Origin of the sequence: Pseudomonas helleri, assembly GCF_045830615.1 — a bacterium.
Lineage (GTDB): Bacteria > Pseudomonadota > Gammaproteobacteria > Pseudomonadales > Pseudomonadaceae > Aquipseudomonas > Aquipseudomonas helleri.
In genome coordinates this window covers 1,560,162-1,584,633 of the sequence record NZ_CP174501.1, presented here as the reverse complement: position 1 = coordinate 1,584,633, position 24,472 = coordinate 1,560,162, and the positions used below count along the sequence as shown (strand labels likewise).

24 protein-coding genes and 1 tRNA gene are annotated in these 24,472 nt (G+C 54.2%); 14 read left to right on the top strand and 11 right to left on the bottom strand.

The window, feature by feature from the left end; genetic code table 11:
- Positions 1 to 163: 163 nt before the first annotated feature.
- The 7 genes from ACJJU9_RS07340 (at position 164) to ACJJU9_RS07310 (ending at position 7,707) form a co-directional block, all read left to right on the top strand.
- On the top strand, positions 164 to 1,006 hold the full coding sequence (locus ACJJU9_RS07340; protein WP_407730346.1) for a MinD/ParA family protein: 843 nt from the start codon (positions 164 to 166) through the stop codon (positions 1,004 to 1,006).
- 301 nt (positions 1,007 to 1,307) lie between these two features.
- On the top strand, positions 1,308 to 2,561 hold the full coding sequence (locus ACJJU9_RS07335) for an MFS transporter (RefSeq protein ID WP_407730345.1): 1,254 nt from the start codon (positions 1,308 to 1,310) through the stop codon (positions 2,559 to 2,561).
- Between the two features lie 151 nt (positions 2,562 to 2,712).
- Positions 2,713 to 3,009, top strand: coding sequence for a type II toxin-antitoxin system MqsR family toxin (locus ACJJU9_RS07330; RefSeq protein WP_407730344.1), 297 nt, complete (start codon positions 2,713 to 2,715; stop codon positions 3,007 to 3,009).
- 2 nt (positions 3,010 to 3,011) lie between these two features.
- Entirely contained in the window at positions 3,012 to 3,413 is a 402-nt protein-coding gene (locus ACJJU9_RS07325) for a type II toxin-antitoxin system MqsA family antitoxin (protein WP_153374516.1), read from the top strand.
- A 297-nt stretch (positions 3,414 to 3,710) separates the two neighbouring features.
- A complete protein-coding gene (locus ACJJU9_RS07320; RefSeq protein WP_407730343.1) occupies positions 3,711 to 5,174 on the top strand; it encodes a tyrosine-type recombinase/integrase in 1,464 nt (487 codons plus the stop codon).
- Positions 5,175 to 5,807: 633 nt separating this feature from the next.
- Positions 5,808 to 6,314 (top strand): hypothetical protein, encoded by a 507-nt coding sequence (locus ACJJU9_RS07315; RefSeq protein ID WP_262123774.1) that lies wholly within the window; start codon positions 5,808 to 5,810, stop codon positions 6,312 to 6,314.
- A 202-nt stretch (positions 6,315 to 6,516) separates the two neighbouring features.
- Positions 6,517 to 7,707: a hypothetical protein gene (locus ACJJU9_RS07310; protein WP_407730342.1), complete on the top strand. Its 1,191-nt coding sequence runs from the start codon at positions 6,517 to 6,519 to the stop codon at positions 7,705 to 7,707.
- Positions 7,708 to 7,918: 211 nt separating this feature from the next.
- Here the strand turns inward: ACJJU9_RS07310 and ACJJU9_RS07305 are convergent, their stop codons facing one another.
- On the bottom strand, positions 7,919 to 8,851 hold the full coding sequence (locus ACJJU9_RS07305) for a DUF4352 domain-containing protein (RefSeq protein ID WP_262123772.1): 933 nt from the start codon (positions 8,849 to 8,851) through the stop codon (positions 7,919 to 7,921).
- A 491-nt stretch (positions 8,852 to 9,342) separates the two neighbouring features.
- Here ACJJU9_RS07305 and ACJJU9_RS07300 point away from each other — a divergent pair, with 491 nt between their 5' ends.
- From ACJJU9_RS07300 to ACJJU9_RS07290, 3 genes are all read left to right on the top strand, one after another.
- On the top strand, positions 9,343 to 10,101 hold the full coding sequence (locus tag ACJJU9_RS07300; RefSeq protein WP_407730341.1) for a recombinase family protein: 759 nt from the start codon (positions 9,343 to 9,345) through the stop codon (positions 10,099 to 10,101).
- 327 nt (positions 10,102 to 10,428) lie between these two features.
- Complete coding sequence (locus ACJJU9_RS07295) at positions 10,429 to 11,139, top strand: hypothetical protein (protein ID WP_407730340.1); 711 nt, start codon at positions 10,429 to 10,431, stop codon at positions 11,137 to 11,139.
- A 313-nt stretch (positions 11,140 to 11,452) separates the two neighbouring features.
- A complete protein-coding gene (locus tag ACJJU9_RS07290; RefSeq protein ID WP_407730339.1) occupies positions 11,453 to 12,031 on the top strand; it encodes a hypothetical protein in 579 nt (192 codons plus the stop codon).
- A 171-nt stretch (positions 12,032 to 12,202) separates the two neighbouring features.
- Here the strand turns inward: ACJJU9_RS07290 and ACJJU9_RS07285 are convergent.
- From ACJJU9_RS07285 to dapA, 5 genes are all read right to left on the bottom strand, one after another.
- A tRNA-Ser gene (locus ACJJU9_RS07285) sits at positions 12,203 to 12,292 on the bottom strand.
- Between the two features lie 92 nt (positions 12,293 to 12,384).
- On the bottom strand, positions 12,385 to 13,098 hold the full coding sequence (gene purC / locus ACJJU9_RS07280; RefSeq protein WP_048368685.1) for a phosphoribosylaminoimidazolesuccinocarboxamide synthase: 714 nt from the start codon (positions 13,096 to 13,098) through the stop codon (positions 12,385 to 12,387).
- 28 nt (positions 13,099 to 13,126) lie between these two features.
- Positions 13,127 to 13,885, bottom strand: coding sequence for an MBL fold metallo-hydrolase (locus ACJJU9_RS07275; RefSeq protein ID WP_048368686.1), 759 nt, complete (start codon positions 13,883 to 13,885; stop codon positions 13,127 to 13,129).
- Between the two features lie 4 nt (positions 13,886 to 13,889).
- The gene (bamC, locus tag ACJJU9_RS07270; RefSeq protein ID WP_153333853.1) at positions 13,890 to 15,005 is read right to left on the bottom strand and encodes an outer membrane protein assembly factor BamC; all 1,116 of its coding nucleotides are present in this window, start codon (positions 15,003 to 15,005) and stop codon (positions 13,890 to 13,892) included.
- Positions 15,006 to 15,022: 17 nt separating this feature from the next.
- A complete protein-coding gene (gene dapA / locus ACJJU9_RS07265; protein WP_407730338.1) occupies positions 15,023 to 15,901 on the bottom strand; it encodes a 4-hydroxy-tetrahydrodipicolinate synthase in 879 nt (292 codons plus the stop codon).
- A 328-nt stretch (positions 15,902 to 16,229) separates the two neighbouring features.
- On the opposite strand from dapA, the gene ACJJU9_RS07260 reads away from it, so the two are divergent.
- Both ACJJU9_RS07260 and ACJJU9_RS07255 read left to right on the top strand, forming a co-directional pair.
- Positions 16,230 to 16,790, top strand: a complete 561-nt coding sequence (locus ACJJU9_RS07260; protein ID WP_048368689.1) for a glycine cleavage system protein R — start codon at positions 16,230 to 16,232, stop codon at positions 16,788 to 16,790.
- 14 nt (positions 16,791 to 16,804) lie between these two features.
- A complete protein-coding gene (locus tag ACJJU9_RS07255) occupies positions 16,805 to 17,278 on the top strand; it encodes a peroxiredoxin (protein ID WP_123750256.1) in 474 nt (157 codons plus the stop codon).
- Between the two features lie 83 nt (positions 17,279 to 17,361).
- On the opposite strand, the gene queF is transcribed toward ACJJU9_RS07255, so the two are convergent.
- Together queF and ACJJU9_RS07245 are read right to left on the bottom strand one after the other, a co-directional pair.
- A complete protein-coding gene (queF, locus tag ACJJU9_RS07250) occupies positions 17,362 to 18,192 on the bottom strand; it encodes an NADPH-dependent 7-cyano-7-deazaguanine reductase QueF (protein ID WP_407730337.1) in 831 nt (276 codons plus the stop codon).
- 69 nt (positions 18,193 to 18,261) lie between these two features.
- Positions 18,262 to 18,798, bottom strand: coding sequence for a plastocyanin/azurin family copper-binding protein (locus tag ACJJU9_RS07245; protein WP_048389305.1), 537 nt, complete (start codon positions 18,796 to 18,798; stop codon positions 18,262 to 18,264).
- A 153-nt stretch (positions 18,799 to 18,951) separates the two neighbouring features.
- Between ACJJU9_RS07245 and ACJJU9_RS07240 the strand changes: the two genes are divergently transcribed.
- Both ACJJU9_RS07240 and ACJJU9_RS07235 read left to right on the top strand, forming a co-directional pair.
- Positions 18,952 to 19,632, top strand: a complete 681-nt coding sequence (locus tag ACJJU9_RS07240) for a heavy metal response regulator transcription factor (protein ID WP_048368693.1) — start codon at positions 18,952 to 18,954, stop codon at positions 19,630 to 19,632.
- On the top strand, positions 19,632 to 21,023 hold the full coding sequence (locus tag ACJJU9_RS07235) for a heavy metal sensor histidine kinase (protein ID WP_407730336.1): 1,392 nt from the start codon (positions 19,632 to 19,634) through the stop codon (positions 21,021 to 21,023). The genes ACJJU9_RS07240 and ACJJU9_RS07235 overlap by 1 nt, the downstream gene beginning before the upstream one ends.
- A gap of 114 nt (positions 21,024 to 21,137) precedes the next feature.
- Here the strand turns inward: ACJJU9_RS07235 and ACJJU9_RS07230 are convergent, their stop codons facing one another.
- The 3 genes from ACJJU9_RS07230 to ACJJU9_RS07220 form a co-directional block, all read right to left on the bottom strand.
- Positions 21,138 to 22,382, bottom strand: a complete 1,245-nt coding sequence (locus ACJJU9_RS07230; protein WP_048389308.1) for a lipoprotein-releasing ABC transporter permease subunit — start codon at positions 22,380 to 22,382, stop codon at positions 21,138 to 21,140.
- A gap of 61 nt (positions 22,383 to 22,443) precedes the next feature.
- Positions 22,444 to 23,127 carry a lipoprotein-releasing ABC transporter ATP-binding protein LolD gene (lolD, locus tag ACJJU9_RS07225; protein WP_173430604.1) on the bottom strand — a complete coding sequence of 228 codons (684 nt, stop codon included), beginning with the start codon at positions 23,125 to 23,127 and terminating at the stop codon, positions 22,444 to 22,446.
- Between the two features lie 7 nt (positions 23,128 to 23,134).
- Positions 23,135 to 24,382, bottom strand: a complete 1,248-nt coding sequence (locus tag ACJJU9_RS07220; RefSeq protein WP_407730335.1) for a lipoprotein-releasing ABC transporter permease subunit — start codon at positions 24,380 to 24,382, stop codon at positions 23,135 to 23,137.
- Between the last annotated feature and the right edge of the window lie 90 nt (positions 24,383 to 24,472).

Genomic DNA, 24,472 nt, shown 5'->3' with positions numbered 1-24,472 from the left:
ACTGCACTGTTCCCGAAGTACCGCCGCATTAAGAGCCACGCGCTTTTTACTCACGGGGGACACGGGTGCTTTCAGAGACAAACATAGCCACTACAAAATAAGAATAAAATTATAACCCGGCAAGTTTACACTTGCGCAACTCGCTAAGGACGGCGTTATCTTCATGAAAAAAAAGCATTCGGTTCAGGTCATTGCCATTACCGGCGGCAAAGGAGGCACCGGCAAAAGCACATTGGCCATCAATCTATCCATTGCCCTGGCCACCTTAGGGCAGAGGGTTGCATTACTGGACGGCAACCTTGAACTGCCCTGCATCGATACACTGCTGAATATCAGGCCGCAGAGAACACTCTCAAACTTGATTGAAGGCAACTGCACATTCACCGAAATACTGCACACTGGCCCCCGAGACATCAACTTGATACTCGGCACCCCCTACTCAAAAACGATGCACGGTCTTCTAACCGCTCATCACGTCGGGATTATAAACGCGTTCAACGAGATCCAGACTGAAGTGGATGTTCTGGTTGTAGACACTGCCTCCGGGGCCAATGATTCTGTCCTGAACTTCACACGTGCCGCTCACGAAGTCTTGGTGGTCATCTGTAATGAACCCGCCTCGATCCTGAATGCACACGCGCTTATCTATACGCTAAATAACCAATACAAAATCAGAAAATTCAGAGTTATCAGTAATAGAACGTATAGCCCTGTGGAAGGCCGCGATGCATTTAGCAAACTGCTTGCCCTCACCTCCTGCAACGTTGACTTGTCACTTATGTATGTTGGCAACTTACCCGAAGATCTCGCCGTGCGGTACGCCACCCACAAACGACGAGCCGTCTATGAAATTTCACCCCGCTCGAAATTTTCTCGAGAGCTCGAAGCGATTGCAAAAAAAATCAGCAGATGGCCACTCCATACAACGCCGAGAGGGCACATCGAGTTTTTCATGGACAGTTTGATCATGGCGCCACCGGGTCATGGCACAAAGACACCCGGATAATAGCTCTCATTCCCTAATGTGCAAACTGCATTTACTGTTCATGTTCAGAAAAATGACAGTCAAAAATATTTCGTCAAGCGATTGACGCATCAACCCTGAGATATTTGTCACACGTGCAAACATCCGTCGCTCAGTAAGCCACTGTTCTACCTCGCGAAAGCAACCGGGTCATCGCATTAATTACACTGATGATCACTATCGAAACGACCGCCTGCCCGCTTGCCGAAATGGCTTCATATAATCGTCTCCCAATTCCCTCCTCGCCTGGCTTCAGGCGATATCCATCCTGGAACCCCACTCCATGCCAAGCGCAAGCCAGGCCTCCAGCGGCCTACCCGAACATAATCAGCAAAGCGTCAAACAGCAGTGGATGGCGATTCTGTCGGTCTGCGTAGGCGCCTTTGCCTTAGTGACCAGCGAATTTCTCCCGGTGGGCGTGCTCAACGACGTCGCCACCGACCTTGGCATCAGCGCAGGCCACGCCGGGCTGATGGTAACCTTGCCCGGCATCATGGCGGCGCTCGCCGCCCCTTTACTGTCCGTCGGTATCGGCGCCATGGACCGCCGTTATCTGCTAATCGGCTTGACCCTACTGATGATTGTCGCCAACTCGGTAGTAGCCGTCGCCAGCGACTTTAATTTGCTGCTGTTAGGCCGCGCATTACTGGGTATCAGCATCGGCGGCTTCTGGGCGACCGCAATCGGACTCAGCGGCAGGCTGGCCCCCAAAGGCGTGAGCGTCGCCCAGGCAACCTCAATCATCATGTTCGGAGTGACGCTGGCCACCGTGTTGGGTGTGCCCGTGGGTACTTGGCTGAGCGGCCTGATGGGTTGGCGCATGACGTTCCTGATCACCGCGCTGCTGGGCTTGCCGGTGCTGCTGGCGCAGATTTTTCTATTGCCGCGCCTCAATCCGGAAAAGGCCATTTTGGTCAGCGACCTGCCTGCCTTGTTTATCAACCCGAAATCCCGGGTTGGCCTGATCGCCGTATTGCTCATCGGCCTGGCCCACTTTGCGGCATACACCTACGTTGCGCCGTTCTTTAAAAACAGCTCGGGCTTCGATGGACCGACCATTGGTTCCCTGTTGCTGCTCTACGGCGCGGCCGGGGTTCTGGGTAACTTTTTTGCCAGCTTCGCGGCCAACCGCAGCGTGCGCTACACCCTGCTACTGGTGGCACTTATGATCGGCGCCAGCACCGCCCTGTTCCCCCTTTTCGCCACCCACATGACCGGTGCCGTCATGCTCATCGCACTCTGGGGCTTTGCCTTCGGTGCCTTCCCGACGTGCGCCAGCATCTGGATGTTCGTCGTCGCCCCCAAAGACGTCGAACGCGGCATGCCGCTGTTCATCGCCTTGTTCCAGGTGATTATTGCTCTGGGCTCATTCTTCGGCGGCCAGATCGTCGACCAAATGGGCAGCGCGATGCTATTCAGCCTCGCCACCGCACTGGTCGGCTGCGGCTTTGCCACCGTGCTGGTGCTGGGGCGCAATGTGAGCAATAACTTGGTGGCAGAGCCGGCTGACTTGCAGGTGGGGGCTGAAAGAGGTTAAGGGCAGCATGTCGAATCTGCTGATCCGTTGGGTGATAGAGCCGGGTCAGCGGAACAAGACTAAGCCAAAAAATCAAAAAAACATTGACGAATGCAGCGCTGACACAATTAACCTATTTGCCAAATAAAACCAAGTAGGTTAATTTCAGCCCATGGAGAAAAAGACCCCGCATTGCAAGCTGCACACCGTCAAAGCCTTGATTGAAGCAGGAAAGGTTCGCTCTACCCAGTCAGCACTGATCGGCGGTGCAGCCCTGGGCTTTGACTTTGACGGCATCGTCAGCGTGGTTCTGGCATTAGCCCCCACTGATTTCTATAAAAGCATGACCACGCATGCCGATCACAAAATCTGGCAAGACGTATACCGGCGTAACACTCACGCTGGCGAGGTCTATCTGAAACTCACGATCATTGATGATGTACTCATCGTGTCTTTCAAGGAGTTATGAACATGAAATGTCCATCTTGCGGTGCGGCAGAACTGGTGCATGACACCCGAGATCTGCCTTATACCTACAAGAGCGAATCCACACTGATCCCGCAAGTGACTGGCGAGTTCTGCCCGGCTTGCGGTGAAGCAGTACTGGATGCCAGCCAATCGAGTCGTGTCAGCGGCGCAATGCTGACCTTCAACAAGCAAGTCAATGCCTCGATTGTTGATCCAGCCTTTATTACCACTGTGCGTAAAAAGCTGGACCTCGATCAACGCGAAGCCGCCGAGATTTTCGGAGGCGGCGTAAACGCATTTTCCCGCTATGAAAACGGCAAAACCAAACCGCCTCTGGCCTTGGTCAAGCTGTTGAAGCTGCTTGATCACCACCCAGAGTTATTAAACGAAGTGCGCCACGGCTAATCACAGAGCGTTCTTGCTCCCTGATACGGTTGCACTTCATCTACTGGCTCTTGGTTGATATCGAATACGGTTTTGATCGAGCCTTTGAGGGTGGGTACAAAGCATACAACCAGAAAACAAAAAAGCCCCGCAGACCTTGATCTGCGGGGCTTTCATTTGTATGGCGGAGAGATAGGGACTCACCATAAACGTCGTTTAGCCTCAATGCCTGCCGTATACATGGGCTTTACGACCCGATAGTAGTACAATCGAGTAGTACAATCTGCCGTATCACCTACCTACCCTACCGGCGTACCAATGGCTGACAATCTGATTCAAAAGAAAGGCGAGTCCACTTGGTATGTGCGGCTGGCAGTACCTATTGATGTGCGAAAGGCAATGGGTGGAAAAACGGTTCTCATCCAATCATTGAAGACCGGACTACGATCCGAGGCGATGAATCGACGCCTGAGCATACTCTCAGACTGGAAAGCAGCATTTGCAGCAGCGCGAAAGAAAAGAGCGCTGCCCGAGGAATGGCAAACTAGCGTCATTTCTCAACTACAACAGTTCGACCAATTGGCTACCGACCAGAAGCGCAAACTGATTGGAGAGACGGTGCCAGACCTGCCAGCAGCAGACCCTAAAATGCTAGCCAAAATTATGGCTGATCCTGACTTGGTTGAAATCATCACCACGCTCGTCAAAACCAAAAGGGCAAATGGGCTGACCGGCGACCTGCAGCATGAAGATTTTCTCGCCAACATGTTCAAGAGAATGGTGCCACTCCAGCTCATGAGGCGCCATCAGCTCACCGCACAGCAACGGACAGAGCTGGAGACGTTGACGAAAGACCCGTCCAGCTACAAATCAAAGTCGCCAATTAACAAGGCCCGACTGGCAATATTCCGTGAGCACCGGCAAGGTCGAGCCATTGCAGCGAAGACCATCGACCAGCAGGAATCAAAGCTGGAGAAACTTTCCGATTTCTTGAAAGCGGGAGAACGTAGTCTCGACTTTGACGCTGTATCAGCTTGGCTGGACTCCCTCAAGTTGACCAGTAAGACGCTCACACAATATCTACTGGCCGGAAGCGTCTTCTGGCGGTGGGCAATGAAGCACGATGTCCGGTGGCGAGAAGACTTCAAGGATCGTGCAAACCCCTTCGAAAATCATGATCTGCCACAGGTTAGGGGAAAGGCCAAAACAGACGCTCAGCGAAAAGATTTCAATCTGGAAGACATCGCCAAACTACATGCAGCAGCGTCAATCGGGGGGCATGCCACCCTTGCCGATCTTATTCTTCTTGGCACATACACCGGTGCTCGCATCGAAGAGCTATGCCAATTGAAGGCAGAGCACGTCATTGAACCAGACGGCATAAAGAGCTTCGACATTGTCGACTCGAAGACAGCAGCAGGCATCCGCTCTGTACCAATACACCCTGCCCTAGCTACCCTAGTTGACCGTTTGGTTGAGCAATCCAAGGACGGATATCTAGTACCATCTGATAACATGAACAAATACGGTATCAGATCTGATGCTCTTTCCAAGGCATTTGGCAGACTCAAAGAAGCACAGGGGTTTGGTAGTCAACATGTGTTCCATTCCATTCGTAAAACGGTCGTCACACAGCTTCACAGAGCAGATGTAAGAAGTGAACTCATTGCAGAGTTGATTGGCCATGAAACAGGAACTGTAACTTTCGACGTATACAGCCAAGGTGCTACAACAGCACAGAAACTGGTAGCCATTTCCAAACTCCCTTCCCTGCGACCTTAAAGCTGCATCCGCTGCATTCCTTGAGCAAGAAGCGCGTTACGAATCAGGGGAGTTGGGGCGGAAACATCTGCAGTGGAATGGCGAAGCATTTATTAATATTGCAACTGGCTTAGTAGTTGAGGGCGTAACTAGCAGCTAGCTCACTAGCTGTACACTTTTATTTGGCTAATTGCAACCCCCGGCATTGACTTCTACAACTTCCGTGATAACATAGATATGTAAGCAGAGATGAAGTTACTCCTTAGTTGTTAAGCCGCCTCCAATCGGTATCCTCCAGCTAGAGTGTAACTTCGTATTTCTGCAAACGGTGTCTCTCAGGGAACATCGCAACTAGAGAGGGCGCCTCCAAACGCTCTCTCTTTTTTTCGTCTTCACAAAATCATCTCACTAACTTCGGAGGGCTAATAATGGCCATACTTCACGTTTCCACCTGCCCGGTCTGCGGGCAATCAATGACATACCGCCGCAAAGATAAAACCGTTTGCTCACATAAATGCTACATGCGTCTATACCGGGCTAGAGCCAAAGCGGCTCTTGTTCCACTGCTAACAAACACAGATCGTGCAAACCAACTCGTAGCTGCTGAATACATCACAGCCATGTACTTACAACTAAACATACAGGAGACAAATCATGTCTATTCTACGCAAACCCAGTAAACAAGAACTTAACGCCCTCAAGGAAGCCGCTATAGCCTCCTACAACAACCGCCAACATGGATACGATGCCCACGCCGACACTGACCCAAAAACAGGCAGACCAATCGGCAAGATGGTGGTAGGTGCTTACATCTCTGAGCTTGTTCTGGCTCCAGCCCAGCTTATTCCTGTGTACCTAGCCAAGATTGAAGAGGGCTACACGCTGCACGAGCTTGGGACGATGCCATACGCTGGTACTTCTAACCACATCTATTTTTATAAGCCACAAGCAGAGCAAGAAGCTGACATTAAAGTGATTCATGCAGCAGTTGAAGCCGAGTACAGGCGCGAGCTTGATGAAAGTAATCGCCTGATTGTAGAGCGTCAAGTAGCACTTGAAGAGGCTGCGATTGATCGTCAGGTTGAAAAAGAGTTAGCAGCAGAGCGTCAGGCTCAACGCGATGCTATCGAAGCTCGTGTTCGTCTGGAACTTTCCAAGTAACGCTGTTACCACATCTGACAAATCCTAGTTCCCATCATCTGAGAGGTAAGAATGAACAAGACCTGTACATGTAATCATTGCGGTCACGTGTTCTCAGTACAGAAGCGGCGACGTTATTGCAACGCTCGCTGCTTTCACTCTGATCCGTGCAACCCCAAAGCCCAAAATCCTATAAACGCCAACCATAATGGAGCCTATAACAATGACTGCAAGAACCCGAACAACAACTGAACGCCGCCCGACATGCCCTCAGTGCAAGAAGCGCTTTCGCACCAGAAGCAAGACAGCGAAATTCTGTAACCCTTCATGCCGCACCACTTCCCACAACATAGCTCGTCGCGTTAAGAAGATTGCCAGCGCCAGCACTTCCCCATTCTTCTACGAGCTTGCCCGTCAGGCTATCAGAGCCCGCACCATCCAGATTTATCATGACTTCGACCAGCAACAGCTTGAAGATCTTTACGATGTATATGCAAGTTGTCAGAAGATGAATGCTTATGGTCTACGCAAAAGTATGGGTGAAGATCCGTTTGAGCTTTCCCACATTGCCCCTGTACGAGGCAAAACGTCAGTCGGCCTATTCAGAGCTGACAATCTTGTCATTGCACCAATGGCACTCAATCGTTCTCACGGTACAAACCACTACAGCGGCGGCACCTCAATCCCCCGTACAGAGATCTTGCCGCGATTCGCAGTGTCCAAAGACGATAGCGTCTCAGAGGTGTTGCAACGCGTTATCCAGTTAATCGGAGAGGACGTGGTTCAGGCTGTTGTCCGATCCCGCAAGATCGAGCCTAGTAAGCGGCAAGAACACTATTCGTGGCTGATTGATAATCTCGACCCAGCCAATCCTGATCATGCAGAGCATTTGAAGATAATCGGAACAGCGTCAGCTCGTATTCTAGGTGGTATCCGGCGCCAGCTTGAAGGTAAGGATCCTGTGGGTGATTTCCGTGTGTGGCTCGACTACCACAACGATACCAGTGTTCTCCTGAGCGAATGGGAACGCATCGGCAACAGCTATCGACCCGAATTGTTACCCGCCCTTGAACGCATCCAGTTCCTGCTTGCCAATACAGGGCGGCGCTTCAGTTACAACTTCAGCTTTGACGTCATCGACCTACGATTGATTTTTGACATGCTGCATGGACGGCCAGTCCACACCGTCGCTTCGATCATCGACGCAATGTACGCCAAGGCATTAGCAAGTCCGCAGCTATACCGTCCAACAGCAGCCCTTTTGCTAGTTGTTGACAAGCCTCTGCAAGCTCCCCTGAACGTAACAGAGTCGTTCCTTGAAGACATGAATCATGATCTGCCTTACGTTGCTCTAGACGCCTTGTACACCGTCCCAGCATCATTGGATCATGATTACGACCCAGTGCCGTTCTGAAACAAACGCATGCATGCATGCAGTAGAAGTGTAACGCACACGGTGCGATTCGCTTGAAGCCCTTATATTACGTGGCTTACAGCCATTTTCTGTGGACGCAGCAATGTGCGTTTTCAGTCCCGCTGCCTTGGTAGCCGCTGCTTCAGTGGCCTCAAGCGAACCATTGTTCGTAGTTTGATCATCACGCTAGGAATTCAATCCACAGGGCTTACTACTTTACTGATGTAACTTTACCTACCCAAAGGCGAGTATCAGATGGGTTTCTTCCTGGCCTCCAAAATACTTCCCCACTCACTTCATTAGGAATGCGATAGACAATTTTAGTTTTCATCGTAATTAGTGGATTTATACTTTTAAACCAGATGTTATAGCCTTCTAGCATAATAGGTTCAACAGTGTCGAATTCGTACTCTTTCCCGTTGTAGTTTATAAATAAACTGCCCCCAGATGGAAGGCGCGACTCTGTGTCGACGTTCTTGAATGAGGCATCAACAACGAAAAACCGTGATCCTTCCCATTGCTTAGGTTCTGCATACTTATTGCCAGTTCCAATCTCGTTGGTTGCAAATGCTTTGCTGGTTGACACCTCAAAGTAGCCAACTTCTGCCTTTGAAGGACGAGTAGCCACAAAATCTATGTATCTTTTATAGTACTCTGCATTCTGGCCAAATCCAGTGCCACTGGCGATCAGGCTGCAAGTCAAGTATTTAGTTGTCGCTGCTCTTATATCATCGTGTTCATTTTTTAAAAAATTTATTAGCTCAGCTTCTTCCGCCTTAGATTTTTCAGGTGAATAATTCTCATCTCCTACAAAGTCCTCTAGCATATTAAATTTGCCGTGCAGTGTTGTTTTAGCTGCTGTGAATTCTTCGTTGTAATGTATGCCGCTCTTTTTAAGGAGGGGTTCCAGATCAGCCAACAAGGTCTCGCCTGCGGTAATGTAGTGTAATGAATCATTTATTACTAAAGTTGGGGTGGCTCTGAAGATAATTACTTTCTTATTGTCTTGGACTGAGTCTAAGTACTTGTCGCATTCGTCCGTCAAGAAAAATCGATCATTAATTACAGTATCGTTTGTTTTGTCCGGTTTTGCCCAAGCTGACGTACTTGCTAAAAGCGCTAGGGTAATAGCAGCCATTTTCATGAAAATTACATCCTGTAGTGTCATATTGCCATCTTATCATGACAACTTTTCAAGTGCATCTCACGCTGTAATACGCGTACAAAAACCCCTTGAAAACCTCTGGAAACCCCCAGTAAACCTCGGCTATTTGGCAAATTCACAGCCAGATATTTATTCTAGAACGTCTGTAGCCCTGATTCTACGGGGCCTTCAGCTTTCTTGTGCGTAGCAAAGGCCGCTTATCGCAGCAGAAAACAGTTTTTAATGAGAAAACCGTTGTTTTTTTCTACCAAGTCGCATCTGAGGAGGGTCAGCCCATCCAGTGCTTGAGTTTCAGCCGCTCCATCCATTTTGAGTCGCGTTAAAAGCTCTCAATAGGAACGCATCTGAAATTATGGCAGAAATCTCAAGATCAGAGCATGAATGACAGCAGAAAATGCATATAACATTTCTAGAACGACCATTCATGATATATTATTATTGCTCTCAGGCAGAATTCAGAGGGCGAGATCATGACCAGTATCACTACCACCAACACAATCGACGTAGTGAGCTACTGCCGTGTGTCCAGTCATGGGCAAGGTGAGAGCGGGCTGGGTCTTGAAGCTCAACGCGAGTACATCGCTCGTGCAGCCCAACAGAATAGCTGGAACATCGTTGGTGAGTTCGTGGACGTTGTGTCGGGTAAGTTGGCTATCGAGGATCGCCCCGAAGGTGCCAAGGCTTTGGCCCTGTGCAAACAGACGAAGGCAAAACTTGTAGTTGCCAAGCTGGATCGTTTATCCCGTTCGGTTCACCACATTGCACGTCTGTTGGATGAGACGATGGATTTCAAAGTGGCAACCATGCCACAGGCCGACAAATTCCAACTTCACTTGTTTGCAGCACTGGCCGAACAGGAACGCTCATTCATCGCCAGTCGAACTAAGGAAGCTCTGGCAGCCCTCCAGAAGCGTGCTGATGAAGGTGATGCGCAGTCTATTGATAAGATTGCACGCCGCTCTGAGGCACTTAAGAAAGGCCGTACAGATGCCAACCGAACCAAGGCCAGTGAAGCTGTTCAAGATCGTGTGAACTCGTGGCAAGAGTCGGTACGTGATCCTATCGACCTGTGCATCCGAAGAGGTGGACGAACACTACAGCAAGTTGCTGACTGTCTGAACAATAAGAGCATCACCACAAGTCGAGGCGGACAATGGTCGTCAATGCAAGTGAGTCGTGTCATGAAGAACCTAGCCCTCCACTTCCCTGCTAAAGATGCGGCTGTGTGAACCACTGCTGAACCATCGTACTCCGCCTGAAAGGTTTACACGCCACCCCAGACCCCGCCAGCGCGGGGGTCTTGTCGTCTCTGGGCTTCGAGAACGTCAGACTTATTTCTATTTTGCGACACCTTTCAGATAGGCCAGCCGTGTCCTGCTAAGTGGTTCATGCAGCAGGCCGTCTCATTATTTTTTTCAGTCGAAACACCTGTCCGGGCTAGAAGTGCACCGAAAATTTGGCGGGGGTGCTTGAGGGATTTTGTAAGCAAATCAATAAGTGATGACAAAGTGCCTCTACTCCCTTATCTTCTCTCAAATTTGACAGGGACAAGGCTTATGGGAATTCCAAACGAAATAATTGATAGCATACATAGCGATCCATTGCAGGCTGCTGTCGCGACCTGTAATTTCGTTATCAGCGAAGTTAAGCACACCATTGCATGGGGACCTTTGCAACATGAACTCCTTTTGGAAGGGTTTGCTCTAATTTCAACAATGGAGGAGGCAGGGCTAATTGAATTCATTGCATCCCCGGGCTATATAGAGGGCGACAGAGATGGCGATTGCTTATCAATTTCAATCTTCTTAACCAATGTTTTGAATGAGCTAGATCAGCAGTTGGCTAGTCATAAACTTGAATCATTGAAGAAGAAATTTGCAGGAATTATTACATCTACATTCGCTTACGAATTCACTGAAGGTGACGTTGCACGCATCCAAACTCTCATAAACGAGCTACGAGAACTCATCGCAACCAATGAAGAATTGGAAGACCAGCATAAACGCCGCCTCTTAAAGCGTCTTGAGAAATTGCAATCAGAGATGCATAAGAAGATGTCGGATCTTGACCATTTCTACGGTCTAACTGTAGAGGGTAGCGTGATGCTCAAGAAGGTGGGGGGAAACTTGAAACCCATAGTTGATCGTATTTCTGAGATAACTAAAATCACATGGGCTACTCAGTCAAGGGCCGAGGATCTTCCATCGGGGAGCGAGCCACCTTTGCTTGGCAGCGATGATGAGCAAGCTCGTCTGGAAAGAGAGTGAAAGTTTCCTGTTTGTTGTTAACTTAAATCTCAGTGCAATACACATTACACAGCTTGACTGATGCCACTGAAATTTTGGTGCAAGCTGGCAGGGGCGTGATTCGTCCGGACAGATTGCTTCTGCTTGCACCTCTCGCCCCCCTCTGCCTTTGCTGATACTACCTTGCCTCGGTCAAGACGCCGACTCTCGGCAAGACATTGATCCTCACGACTTACTCCCGCCATTAGAAAGCCAACAAGCATGCCATTAAAATAATGGCCACTCTGGTAGCATCTGTAGTGATATCTAGATCAATCGTGAACGCGGTGAAGAGATGATTTTAAAACGCAAAAAAGTTCTGTTATCGCTCGGGGCAATTATTACAACACTCTTTCTGGGAGCCATCAGTGGCGCAAGCAAGATGCTGGCGACAGATCTTTGGCCTTCAATTAGCCCTTTAATCTCCACAGCTTGGACTTGGGCATTAGCCGCACTCGCTTGGATGGCTCAGCCGATTACAGCGCCTCTTTGGTTACTTGTGGCGGCATTTGTCGCTGCAATAGCTGTAGTAGCATTCCTTCTAGGCGTCATCAGAGAACTATCAGGAAGCGTGCGATTTTTAAGAGACAGGCAGAACCCTTCTCTACCACATCTCAATGAGGCTACACAGAAGGTTTTGACAGTCATTACCCAGAATGCGGAGAGGGATATTCCAACCTACGCCAGCGAGCTTTACCGACTGGTAGAGCTGCCACGGCTGGTGTGTAAAGCAGCTATTGATGATTTACTCAGCACGAGCCTCATAGACATTTTCCCAAGTAGCTGGGGGGCTGAAGTGACTTTATCTGCCCGCGGACGAGCGTACATCCTACATCCCGAGTCTCCGTTAGCAGGATCAGTTAAAACTGCGTGACGGACCTCACAAGACCCGCCCCCCGCACAGAACAAACTCATCACCACCCAACCCAAACGCGAACCGGGTTGTACCACTTCAAAACATGATGGCATCAGTAGTACAACAGAGTAGTACAATCGGAAAACTAAAAAGCCCCGCAGACCTTGATCTGCGGGGCTTTCATTTGTATGGCGGAGAGATAGGGATTCGAACCCTAGGTACTGTCGCCAGTACAACGGATTTCGAATCCGTCCCATTCGGCCACTCTGGCATCTCTCCAACGGCGCGCATCATAACAACGCTTTTGATTTCAGGCAAAGCCTTTTTTCAAAAAAATCGCGTGCTATCAGTTGCTTGCGCGCTTTTACAGCTTAAAGCGGGACGCCGAGGCGGTTTGCAACTTCTTCGTAGGCTTCGATAACGTCGCCCAGCCCCTGACGGAAACGGTCTTTGTCCATTTTCTTGCCAGTGGCTTTGTCCCACAGACGGCAGCCGTCCGGGCTGAATTCGTCGCCCAGGACGATGGTGCCGTCGTGGAATACGCCGAATTCAAGTTTGAAGTCGACCAGCAGCAAGCCAGCGTCGTCGAACAGTTTGTTCAGCACGTCGTTAACTTTGAGCGACAGTTCTTTCATGCGAACCAGTTGCTCGGCTGTGCCCCAACCGAATGCCACTACGTGGGATTCGTTGATGAACGGGTCGCCCTTGGCGTCGTCCTTGAGGAACAGTTCGAAGGTGTAAGGGTTGAGCTTCATGCCCTCTTCAACACCCAGACGCTTGACCAGGCTGCCTGCGGCGTAGTTACGCACAACGCATTCAACCGGGATCATGTCGAGCTTTTTAACCAGGCATTCGTTGTCGCCCAGCAGTTTGTCGAATTGCGTCGGCACGCCGGCGGCTTCGAGTTTCTGCATGATGAAGGCGTTGAACTTGTTGTTCACCATGCCTTTACGATCGAGCTGCTCGATACGCTTGCCATCAAATGCTGAGGTGTCGTTGCGAAACAACAGGATCAAGCGGTTTTCGTCGTCAGTCTTGTAAACCGATTTCGCTTTACCGCGATAGAGTTCTTCACGTTTTTCCATGATGGGCTCCGCATGCTAAGTAGGTGGGCTAGGCGATTGTGCGCCAGTCGAGCCCTGAATCTTGATCCGCCAGTTGCAGCCAGTCCGGGTCGCACCCAAGGGTGTCGACGAAACATTGTCGGGCCAGCTGCGGCAGGTTGTTCTTGCTGCTGAGGTGGGCCAGCACCAGGTGTTGCAGGTCTTTCCAGCCCAACTCGGCCACCAGGTTTGCGGCCTGATGGTTGTTCAAATGTCCTTCCTGACCACCCACTCGCTGCTTGAGAAAGTAGGGGTAGTGACCACGGGCCAGCAGGTCGCGGCAATGGTTAGCCTCGATCATCAGCGCATCCAGATCGCGGTAGCTGTGCAGCACGCCCGCGCAATAGGAACCCAGGTCGGTCAACAAGCCAAAGCGCCGCTGACCATCACTGAACACATATTGGGTGGGCTCCTGAGCATCATGCGCCACACGAGTCACACTGATGGTCAGGGCGCCGATCTGCAGCGTCTCACCATCGGCCACGAAACCGGCCGGCTCCAGTGGTTTGCGCATCCCGCGCTGAGTGCCACGGCTCATATACACCGGCAAATTGTAGCGCCGAGACAGCAAACCCACGCCATGCACATGATCTGCATGTTCGTGGGTTACCAGAATCGCGCTCAGTTGGTGCGGGCTGACGCCTAACCGAACCAGGCGGCGCTCGGTTTCTCGCAACGAGAAACCGCAATCGACCAATACATAGGTGCTGTCGCTGGCTATCAGCGTGCCATTCCCTTGGCTACCACTGCCGAGAACGGCAAAACGCATAAAATCAGCCCAGGTTGTCTTGAATCTCGCTCAACACTTTGCGCGCCACTTCTGGCGATGCGCTCTTGTTGATGTTCTCTTCAACCGTCACTTGTACGCTGTCGCCGACCTTGCTCAGGCGAACCTGATAACGCTGGGCGCGGGCTTCAACTTCTTCCTTGCTCGGCTTGCCACCAAAGAGGCCGGAGAAGAAACCAGGTTTCTCGTCCTTCTTCTCGGCTTTTTCCGCCAGGTTGATGTAGTACAGGCCCAATGTGCGGTTGATGTCTTCAACGCGCCAATCGCCTTGCTCAAGTGCACGACCGACACTGGACCAGGCACGATCGAGGTCTTCGGTGAGGCTCAGAACAGGGTTGCCGCTGCCGTCTTCGCTCAGGGTGACACGCGCCGGGGTATCGAAGTCACGGGCTGCCAGCAACGACACCGAACCGCCCTTCTCGGCGCTGCGGCTCATGCTGATCAGCATTTCGTCAACCAGGCCCGCATCCAGACCGGTGTTCACCGAGTTCTGTGTGAAATCAACATTGGCGGTGCTGCCCGCCGGGCGGTTGGCGCTGACCACGTAGATTTCGCTGGTGTTGCGCTGCACGCCTGGCTCGATGCGCACCCGCAGACGGGTTTCGCTGTCGGCAGCCAAGCCGCTGCTGGTCACGTGACGGGCAATCGGCGAGGACAATTCGCCAGCCTGCTGCCAAGCGGTGGTGAACTCGCCGGTTTGTGGGCGCTGCTCGTCGATACGGAAGCCGTTGTCCTGGAAGAATTGCATCGCAACCGACCACACCTCGGACGGCACGTGCTGCGCCAACACCCAACGGCTGTCGCCGGTTTTTTGCAGGCTGTAGTCGCCGGAGCTGGTAATCGCCGCCAAAGGTTGTGGACGGGGTACTTCAAACTCGCCCTTGACGTTGTCATCCGGCACGTTGGCCGGAATCGGCAACAACGGCACCAGGCGCTTGTCAGTGACAACGCCCGGCGGCAGTTTCATCGGTGCAGTTTCTTGAGCTTGCAAATAGTCGCTGCCACGGTCCCGGAAGTACCCATCTGGGCCCCACAGCCAACCGCAGCCGCTGGTGCTTGAAATAATCACGGCTAGTGCGGAAAGTCCGGCCAATCGCTTCATGCGTAATGCTTCCTCAATTAAACCAGGACGCCGGACTGGCGCATGGCCTGCCGCAGCGGTTCGTGACAGGCTTCGCTGAGCCAGGTGAGCGGCAGACGGATACCGTCTGGCATCAAGCCCATCTCATGCAGCGCCCACTTCACGGGGATCGGGTTGGATTCGATAAACAGGGTTTTATTGAGCGGCATCAGTTTTTCGTGAATCTTGCGGGCCGTTTCAGCATCGCCACGCATCGCAGCGGCGCACAGCTCGCTCATGTCACGCGGGGCAACGTTGGCGGTCACCGAGATGTTGCCTTTGCCGCCGAGCAGCATCAGCTCTACAGCCGTGGCGTCATCACCGGAGTACACCAGGAAATCGCTGCTTACATGGTCCAGGATGGCGCGCACTCGGCTCAGGTCGCCGGTGGCTTCCTTGATGCCGATGATGTTATTCACTGTCGACAGGCGCACCACGGTTTCTGGCAGCATGTCGCACGCCGTACGGCCCGGAACGTTGTAGAGGATCTGCGGGATATCAACCGCTTCGGCGATGGCCTTGAAGTGCTGATACAAGCCTTCTTGGGTCGGCTTGTTGTAATACGGCGTCACCAGCAGGCAAGCATCTGCGCCCGCGGTCTTCGCGTTGGAGGTCAGTTCGATCGCTTCACGTGTCGAGTTGGCGCCTGTGCCGGCAATCACCGGAATACGCCCCGCCACCTGTTTGACGACGTAACGAATCACTTCGATGTGTTCGTTCACATCCAGAGTTGCTGATTCACCTGTGGTGCCAACGGCAACAATGGCGTTGGTGCCCGCTTGCAGGTGAAAGTCCACCAGTTTGCTCAGAGCGTCCCAATCAAGACGTCCTTGTGCATCCATAGGTGTGACCAGTGCCACCATACTGCCCACAATCATGCAACCGCTCCTGCCGGAAAAAGAGAGCCGTAATGGTACTGGCGCCATGACCCTTGCACAAGCAACAGCGCGCCTCATGAGCATTCCCCTTAGCGTTGCTTTTCGCTACCCTTCATCCTTTGATTGGTACTGATGTGTGCGAACGTCTGTTTTACGGGCCTTTATGTCAGCATTTCACACCCTGCCCCCACGCCACAGAACGCAGTTTGCCGCGTGTGCAAATTGCCTGAAACGGCCTGCTGGCGGGCTTTTGCTGTTTATAAAGGGCCTGATTTTCGACTCGCACGTCATCGACCGTACTGACCGCTCATCGTTTTAGGAAGGCTGCATGTCCACCCCCACAGTCCGCGAACAATTCCTTGTCATCAGTGCACTCGGCGCCAATCCCATGGAGCTGACTAACGTCCTGTGCCGGGCCAGCCATGAAAATCGCTGCGCGGTGGTGACCTCTCGTCTGACTCGCCACGGCGAATGCAGCGCGCTGGTACTGGAAATTTCTGGCAGCTGGGACGCCCTGGCCCGCCTTGAGGCCGGCCTGCCCTCCCTGGCCAAACGCCACGCGTTCAACGTCAATGTTGTGCGCAGCGCGGCACTTGAGACTCGCCCGCAAGCACTGCCGTACGTGGCTTATGTCAGTTCGGCCTACCGCTCGGACATCATCAACGAGCTGTGCCAGTTCTTCATGGACCACAACGTTGAACTCGAAAACCTGACCTGCGACACCTATCAGGCCCCGCAAACCGGCGGCACCATGCTCAACGCCACGTTCACCGTGACCTTGCCGCCCGGTGTTCAAATCAGCTGGCTGCGCGACCAGTTCCTGGATTTCGCCGATGCCCTGAACCTCGACGCGCTGATCGAACCGTGGCGCCCACAGAACCCGATGTAAGGAAGGAACCCCTCATGGCCGTTGCACTTGACCAACCCGTAAGCGACTTCCAGATCCCGGCGACCGGCGAGAAAACCGTTAGCCTGTCGGCCCTCAAAGGCAAACAGGTGGTGATTTACTTCTACCCCAAAGACAGCACGCCGGGCTGCACCACTGAAGGCCAGGGCTTTCGTGACCACTACGCAGAGTTCCAGGCAGCCAACACCGAAGTGTTTGGCGTATCACGGGACAGCCTCAAGTCTCACGAGAACTTCAAGGCCAAGCAGGCGTTTCCGTTTGAGCTGCTGAGCGACAAGGACGAAGCCCTGTGCCAGCTATTTGACGTGATCAAGCTGAAAAAGCTCTACGGCAAGGAATACCTGGGCGTGGACCGCAGCACCTTCCTGATCGACAAGGACGGCGTTCTGCGTCACGAATGGCGCGGCGTTAAGGTGCCAGGGCATGTTGAAGCGGTGCTGGAACAGGCCAAGCAACTGAACCAGGCCTGACCTTGTAGGAGCGAGCTTGCCTCGCGATCTTTGATCTTTTAAAAGATCGCGAGACAAGCTCGCTCCTACACGATCAAATCGTCTTACTGACGAACCAACCGCAGGTTGGTGAATTCAACCTTTTCGGTACTGCGGTACGGGTTGATGTCCAGCCCGCCACGGCGCACGTAGCGCGCATATACGGTCAATTTCTCGGGTTTGAGCAAACGCTGCAAATCGAGAAAAATTCGCTCGACACACTGCTCATGGAAGTCTGAGTGCTGGCGAAAGCTCACCAGATACGCCAACAAACTGGCGTGATCCAGCGCTGCACCACGGTACTCCACCACCACGGTGCCCCAGTCTGGCTGGCTGGTGACCGGGCAGTTGGACTTGAGCAAGTGGCTGTACACGCTCTCCTCCACAACCTGCGACGGGTCGCACTTGAGCAACTCAGGACGCGGGTGCGCGTAATCGCTGACCGTAATGTCCAGATCATCAATGCACACACCCGGCAAAACGCCGACGCCATCTGCTTGAACGTCATTCAAGCTGCGCACGCGCACGCTCACAGACTTACCAGAAGCGGCTGACAAATCAGCCTGCAAGGTGGCTTCCAGGGTTTGCGTATCGGCAAACACGGTCTGGTTCAGCGAGTTCAGGTACAGCTTGAAAGACTTGGACTCGACGATGTTCGGCGAATCGGCAGCAAAGGCGAATTCGCCAATGGCCACCACGGGCTTGCCCGAAGGCAACAGCCACGACAGTTCGAAGCAGTTCCAGAAGTCCACTCCCACATAAGGCAGCGTGTCGGCGCTCAGCCCAAGCTCCGCCCATTTCGTCGCACGCGGGATCGGGAACAGCAAGGACGGGGTGTAGGTACTGATGTATTCACTGGACTTGCCCAGCGGCGAATGTTCGGCTGCGGGATGCATGACAAAAACCTGGCTAGAAAAACCCGATAATTCTACAGGCTTTCAGCCCCCGCAGACGATCAGACCGATTTAAGGTGCAACTTTCAGCTGCCCCACCATGCCCGCCTGATAATGCCCGGGCACATTGCAGGCAAATTCCAGGTTGTCGGTGTTGCTAAAGGTCCAGGTCAGTTCGGCCGTTTTACCCGGCTCCACCAGCACGCTGTTAGGGTCATCATGCTTCATGCCCGGCATGTTCATCCCGCCATGCCCCATCGCCGAGTGGTCCATACCTGCGTGATTAATGCCGGTGGGCGTCAACATGCCGCTCTGCTGCATGTCGAGCATCTCTTTTTGATGCGCCGAGTGCATGGCCGCGTGCCCCAGGTTGAATTCGTGCAGCAATTGGCCTTTGTTGACCAGCACAAATCGCACGGTCTCGCCGGCTTTTACATCCAGCGTCTTGGGGTTGAAGGCAATGTCGGTCATGTCGACTTCCACCGTACGCGTGGCACTGGCGGCAGGCGCCGGATGACCAAAATCAAAGTGTTCCCCCGGCGAGGCCATGACCGGCAAGCTCAGCGCCAGCAAACAACCCGCGAGAGACAAACGCTTGTGTACCGTCATACTTACCTCCAGAAACGTGCAGTCAGTCTTTGCACCACCTTAAAGCGGCGCGACTGGCATTCAACTGACCGCCAGATTACAACTTTGTAAGCTTGACCCTACGAACAAATCCGCCCTGTATAAGGCTGAGGTGAATTTTGTGATGAGCTGCCCATGAAACTGCTGATTGTCGAAGACCAGGCCAAAACCGGCCAATACCTGCGCCAAGGCTTGAGCGAAGCAGGCTTTACCACCGAACTGGCCACTGACGGCATCACCGGCCAGCATTTGGCCCTGACGGGCGATTACTCGCTGTTGATTCTCGATGTAATGCTGCCCGGTCGCGACGGCTGGCAGATCTTGCAAGCGGTGCGCAGCGCCGGGCTGGATATTCCCGTGCTGTTCTTGACCGCCCGCGATGCCGTAGAAGACCGCGTGCATGGCCTGGAGCTGGGGGCCGATGATTATCTGGTCAAACCGTTCGCCTTTTCCGAGCTGCTGGCCCGGGTGCGCAGCCTGTTACGGCGCGGCAGCAGCACCACTCAAGAAACCAGCCTGCAATTGGCCGACTTGCGCCTGGACCTGATCCGCCGCCGCGTCGAGCGCGCCGGTCAGCGCATCGACCTCACCGCCAAAGAGTTTTCATTGCTGGAATTACTGTTGCGCCGTCAGGGCGAAGTGCTGCCCAAATCGTTGATCGCCTCGCAAGTGTGGGACATGAACTTCGACAGCGACACCAACGTGATCGAAGTGGCGATCCGCCGCCTGCGCCTGAAAATCGACGACAACCATGAACACAAGTTAATCCACACTGTGCGCGGCATGGGTTACGTGCTTGAAGAGCGCGCCCACTGATGCGGCGTCTGTCACTGAGCACTCGCCTGGCCCTGCTGTTTGCCGGCTGCACGGCGGTTGTCTCGTTGTTTGCCGGGGTGCTATTTGGCCGCGCCAGCGAGATGCACTTCGTCGAGCTTGATCAACAACTGATGGAAAGCCGTCTCGCGGTCTTGCGCAGCACGCTGCATGACGTGGACTCCCTCGACACGTTCAAGCAACGCTTGCCGGTACTGCTGCAAGACCTCAGCCATCAGCCCGACCTGGCGGTGAGAGTGCGCGGCCCGGACGGGCGCACATGGTTTGATAGCTCGACGCGCTTGCCGCTAGAACTGCCTACACAGCCGGGGCTGGACAGCCTGCAGATCAATGGCACCGATTACCGCGTCCTCAACCCTCGCACTGACAACCCTGATGCGCCGCAACTGACGTTATTGCTCGATATCACCCATCACCAGCACTTTCTGCAACGCATGCAGCACTTGATCTGGATGACGGTCGGGCTTTCGGCGCTGGCCACCGCCCTGCTCGGCGCCTGGGCGGCCCGTAGCGGCTTGCGCCCGCTGCGCCGCATGAGCGCGATTGCAGCGAGTGTTTCGGCAGATTCGCTCAACGCGCGCTTGCCCCACGCACACATGCCACCCGAACTGGCGGAACTGGCCATCGCGTTTAACGCCATGCTGGAACGGCTAGATGACTCCTTTCAGCGATTGTCGGCATTCTCCGCCGATATTGCCCATGAACTGCGCACGCCGCTGTCCAACGTGCTGACGCACACCCAAGTCACCCTGACCCGGCCGCGAGACATTGAAGCTTACAAAGAAGCGCTGCACAGCAACCTTGAAGAGCTGCAATGGATGGCCCAACTGGTCAACGACATGCTGTACCTGGCCAAAGCCGACCACGGCTTGCTGACCCCGCGCCGCGAGCCCCTGGAGCTGGCCAATGAAGTGGATTCGCTGCTGGAGTTTTATGCGCTGCTGGCCGAAGACTCACAGATCGAACTGACCCGCGAAGGCCATGCCCAGATCGCCGGAGACCGCAGCATGTTGCGGCGCGCCCTTTCTAACCTGCTGGATAACGCCTTGCGTTACACACCGACTGGTGGGGCGATCAAGGTGGTGATCAGCGAAGCGGCGACTGCTGTGCGCATCTGCCTGTCCAACACCGGCCCCGGGATCAGTGCCGAATTATTGCCGCGCTTGTTTGATCGTTTTTACCGGGCCGACCCGGCGCGCAGCGAAGGCAGTAGCGAACATGCAGGGTTGGGGCTGGCCATCACCCAATCGATCATTCGCGCCCATGGCGGGCAGATCAGGTGTGAGTCGCAGGAAGGCTGGACACAGTTTGTGATTGAGTTGCCGGAAAAATCGCCCTCACCCCAACCCACTCCCGGAGGGAGAGGGAGCTGAGCAAGTTGTTTTCAGGTTCAGCGCTATAGCTTCAGACCGCCAAACATACACAGCATCCCCCAATTAGCCCCCTCTCCCTTCGGGAGAGGGCTGGGGTGAGGGTGTAATTAGCTGTCAGGAATACCGCAACGCGTGTGCAGGCTCGATCTTGGCCGCGCGGTAGGCCGGGTACAACGTCGCCAGAAAGCTCAACAGAAAGCCCGCGCCGCAGATCAACGCGACGTCACCACCTTGCAGCTCCGACGGCAGGTTGCTGACGAAGTACACGTCCGAGCTGAAAATATGTTGCCCGGAAATCCGCTCGATCCAGCCCACCAGTTCGCTGACGTTCAAGGCAGCAATCACACCCAGTACGCCGCCAATCAAGGTGCCGACGATGCCGATTACAGTGCCCTGCACCATGAAAATCGCCATGATCTGACGCGGTGTCGCGCCGATGGTGCGCAAGATCGCGATGTCCGCGCCCTTGTCGTTCACCACCATGATCAAGGTGGCGATGATGTTGAACGCTGCCACGGCGACAATCATCAGCAGCAACAGGCCAATCATGGTTTTTTCCATTTTCATGGCGCTAAACAGACTGCCCTGGGTGTGGGTCCAGTCATCGGCCTTGTAGTCCGCGCCCAGCCCGGCAGCAATTTGCTGCGACACTTTTGGCGCTGCGTACAAGTCTTTGACCGCGAGGCGTACGCTCTGCACCTGGTTTGGCTGCCAATGCTGAATGGTCGCAGCATCTGCCATGTTCACCAGGCCCATCGAACCATCCAGCTCAGCGCCGACCTTGAAGATGCCGACCACGTTCAGACGCTGCAAGCGTGGAGTAATCCCGCCGGGCGCGGTACTGGCTTCGGGCACGATCAAGGTGATCTTGTCACCCACGCTCAAACGAAAACGCCGCGCCGTGATATCACCCAGCACAACGCCGAACTCGCCAGGCTTAAGGTCTTCAAGTTTGCCCTGCACGATGTGCTTGGCGACGATGGATACCTGCCCTTCCAATGCCGGATCCACACCGCTAATCTGGATCGGTTGCATCGAGCCTTTGTACGACAACATGCCGTCCATCTCGGTAAACGGCACAGCCGCCGTCACTTCCGGGTTTTTCATCGCCGCTTCGGCCACCGGGCGCCAGTCATCAATCGGCTTGACGCCAACGATGGTTGCGTGCGGCACCATGCCGAGGATGCGGTTACTCATTTCACGCTGAAAACCGTTCATCACCGACAACACCACGATCATCGCCAGCACGCCCAGGGCGAGGCCGATCATCGAGGTCATGGAGATAAACGAAACAAAACGATTGCGGCGCTTGGCGCGGGTATAGCGCGTGCCGATAAAAATCGATAACGGTCTGAACATTCGCGGGCACCGTATAAAAATAAAAGGCCCGACGCCGTGATTCAGCGTCGGGCTTGGCCGATCAAATCGCGGTCAAGCGACCTTCTTGAAGGTGCAACACGCGATCCATCTGCCGGGCCAGGTTCATGTCGTGGGTCACCACCAGGAACGCGGTGCGCATCGAGGTGCTGAGTTCCAGCATCAAATCCTGGATGCCTTGGGCGGTGTGCGAGTCGAGGTTACCGGTGGGCTCGTCGAGCATCACCAGCCCCGGCTTGTTCACCAGTGCACGGGCAATTGCTACACGCTGGCGCTCGCCACCGGACAGTTCGGCGGGTTTGTGCTCCAGCCGATGGCCCAGGCCGACACGGGTCAGCAACGCTGTGGCACGCTCGCGCGCCTCCGGGATCGGGGTTTTGCCGATCAACAGCGGCATGCACACGTTCTCAAGTGCGGTGAACTCCGGCAGCAAGTGGTGGAACTGGTACACAAAGCCCAGCGAGCGGTTACGCAGCAGGCCACGGGCCTTTTCGCCCAAAGCCGACAACTCCTCGCCCGCCAGCCACACGCTGCCGGTGGTTGGGGTATCAAGGCCGCCGAGCAGGTTCAGCAAGGTACTTTTACCCGAACCCGAGGTACCGACAATCGCCACGCGCTCACCCGGGTGCAGCTCCAGCTGCAAGCCCGACAACACCACCACCGACTCCGGGCCTTCCTCGTAGGCCTTGCCCAGGTCGCGGCAACTCAACACTGCTTGTTCTTTCATGCCCAACTCACTCATAACGAAGCGCCTGCGCAGGCTGGGTGCGCGCAGCACGCCAGGCCGGGTACAAGGTCGCGAGGAAACTCAGAACCAACGCTGCACCGCACACCATCAACACATCCTGCGCCTGCAATTGCGACGGCAGGTAGTCGATGAAGTACACGTCAGCATTGAGAAACTTGTGACCGATCAGGCCTTCGAGGGCCGAGATCGCAGCGCTTACATTCAGCGCGGAAAGGATGCCGACCACCGCGCCGATGGCCGTGCCGACCACGCCAATCACCGTGCCCTGCACCATAAAGATGGCCATGATGGTGCCCGGTGTCGCGCCCAAGGTACGCAGAATGGCGATGTCGCCTTTCTTGTCATTGACCACCATCACCAGCGTGGAAATGATGTTGAACGCCGCCACGGCCACGATCAGTAACAGCAGCAGGCCGATCATGGCTTTTTCCATGCGGATGGCTTGATACAGGTTGCCGTGGGTACGGGTCCAGTCACGGGCGTAATAACTGTCACCCAAATGCTGGGCGATTTCCCACGCGCCACGCGGGGCCTCGAACAAATCACCGAACTTGAGGCGCAAGCCCTGCACCTGATCAGGCTTCCAGCGCTGCATGCGCGCCAGGTCCTGCAAATTGGTCAGACCGAGGTAGCCGTCGATCTCGCCCGCACCAACATGGAAAATGCCCTGCACGGTGAAGCGCTTCATGCGCGGGAACATGCCGGCCGGGGTCACGGACACTTCCGGGGCCACGAAGGTCAGCTTGTCGCCCACACCCACGCCCAGCGCTTTGGCGGCCTTGTCACCAATAATGATGCCGAAGCTGCCGGGGGTCAGGGAGTCGAGTTGCCCCTCCTGCATGAAGTGATCGATGATCGAGACCTTGCGCTCCTGCACCGGATCGATGGCATTAAGCAGCACTTTCTGCACATTGCCATCGTGGGTCAGCAACCCCTGCATCTGGGTGAACGGCGCAACCGCCTCCACTTTCGGGTTTTGCTGAACCTTGGCGGCCAGGCTTTGCCAGTCTGTGATCGGTTGATCGCCGACAATGGTCGCGTGGGGCACCATGCCCAGCACGCGGGTGCGCATCTCATGATCGAAGCCGTTCATCACCGAGAGCACGACAATCATCACGACCACGCCAAGGGCGAGCCCGATCATTGAAGTCAGGGAAATGAACGACACAAAATGATTGCGACGCTTTGCACGGGTATAACGCGTGCCAATAAATACGAAGAGAGGTCTGAACATGTCGGGGCTTGTTCTGGGGAAAAGAAGGCGTCCTTGTGGCGGGGCCTGATAAGCAGCTTTACACTCTGACCACAGCCGCCATCATGGGTT

Excerpts from the sequence above, each read along its gene's own strand:
- ACJJU9_RS07340 (WP_407730346.1), top strand. The coding sequence starts at position 164 with ATGAAAAAAAAGCATTCGGTTCAGGTCATTGCCATTACCGGCGGCAAA.
- ACJJU9_RS07335 (WP_407730345.1), top strand. The coding sequence starts at position 1,308 with ATGCCAAGCGCAAGCCAGGCCTCCAGCGGCCTACCCGAACATAATCAG.
- ACJJU9_RS07330 (WP_407730344.1), top strand. The coding sequence starts at position 2,713 with ATGGAGAAAAAGACCCCGCATTGCAAGCTGCACACCGTCAAAGCCTTG.
- ACJJU9_RS07325 (WP_153374516.1), top strand. The coding sequence starts at position 3,012 with ATGAAATGTCCATCTTGCGGTGCGGCAGAACTGGTGCATGACACCCGA.
- ACJJU9_RS07320 (WP_407730343.1), top strand. The coding sequence starts at position 3,711 with ATGGCTGACAATCTGATTCAAAAGAAAGGCGAGTCCACTTGGTATGTG.
- ACJJU9_RS07315 (WP_262123774.1), top strand. The coding sequence starts at position 5,808 with ATGTCTATTCTACGCAAACCCAGTAAACAAGAACTTAACGCCCTCAAG.
- ACJJU9_RS07310 (WP_407730342.1), top strand. The coding sequence starts at position 6,517 with ATGACTGCAAGAACCCGAACAACAACTGAACGCCGCCCGACATGCCCT.
- ACJJU9_RS07305 (WP_262123772.1), bottom strand. The coding sequence starts at position 8,851 with ATGAAAATGGCTGCTATTACCCTAGCGCTTTTAGCAAGTACGTCAGCT.
- ACJJU9_RS07300 (WP_407730341.1), top strand. The coding sequence starts at position 9,343 with ATGACCAGTATCACTACCACCAACACAATCGACGTAGTGAGCTACTGC.
- ACJJU9_RS07295 (WP_407730340.1), top strand. The coding sequence starts at position 10,429 with ATGGGAATTCCAAACGAAATAATTGATAGCATACATAGCGATCCATTG.
- ACJJU9_RS07290 (WP_407730339.1), top strand. The coding sequence starts at position 11,453 with ATGATTTTAAAACGCAAAAAAGTTCTGTTATCGCTCGGGGCAATTATT.
- purC (WP_048368685.1), bottom strand. The coding sequence starts at position 13,098 with ATGGAAAAACGTGAAGAACTCTATCGCGGTAAAGCGAAATCGGTTTAC.
- ACJJU9_RS07275 (WP_048368686.1), bottom strand. The coding sequence starts at position 13,885 with ATGCGTTTTGCCGTTCTCGGCAGTGGTAGCCAAGGGAATGGCACGCTG.
- bamC (WP_153333853.1), bottom strand. The coding sequence starts at position 15,005 with ATGAAGCGATTGGCCGGACTTTCCGCACTAGCCGTGATTATTTCAAGC.
- dapA (WP_407730338.1), bottom strand. The coding sequence starts at position 15,901 with ATGATTGTGGGCAGTATGGTGGCACTGGTCACACCTATGGATGCACAA.
- ACJJU9_RS07260 (WP_048368689.1), top strand. The coding sequence starts at position 16,230 with ATGTCCACCCCCACAGTCCGCGAACAATTCCTTGTCATCAGTGCACTC.
- ACJJU9_RS07255 (WP_123750256.1), top strand. The coding sequence starts at position 16,805 with ATGGCCGTTGCACTTGACCAACCCGTAAGCGACTTCCAGATCCCGGCG.
- queF (WP_407730337.1), bottom strand. The coding sequence starts at position 18,192 with ATGCATCCCGCAGCCGAACATTCGCCGCTGGGCAAGTCCAGTGAATAC.
- ACJJU9_RS07245 (WP_048389305.1), bottom strand. The coding sequence starts at position 18,798 with ATGACGGTACACAAGCGTTTGTCTCTCGCGGGTTGTTTGCTGGCGCTG.
- ACJJU9_RS07240 (WP_048368693.1), top strand. The coding sequence starts at position 18,952 with ATGAAACTGCTGATTGTCGAAGACCAGGCCAAAACCGGCCAATACCTG.
- ACJJU9_RS07235 (WP_407730336.1), top strand. The coding sequence starts at position 19,632 with ATGCGGCGTCTGTCACTGAGCACTCGCCTGGCCCTGCTGTTTGCCGGC.
- ACJJU9_RS07230 (WP_048389308.1), bottom strand. The coding sequence starts at position 22,382 with ATGTTCAGACCGTTATCGATTTTTATCGGCACGCGCTATACCCGCGCC.
- lolD (WP_173430604.1), bottom strand. The coding sequence starts at position 23,127 with ATGAAAGAACAAGCAGTGTTGAGTTGCCGCGACCTGGGCAAGGCCTAC.
- ACJJU9_RS07220 (WP_407730335.1), bottom strand. The coding sequence starts at position 24,382 with ATGTTCAGACCTCTCTTCGTATTTATTGGCACGCGTTATACCCGTGCA.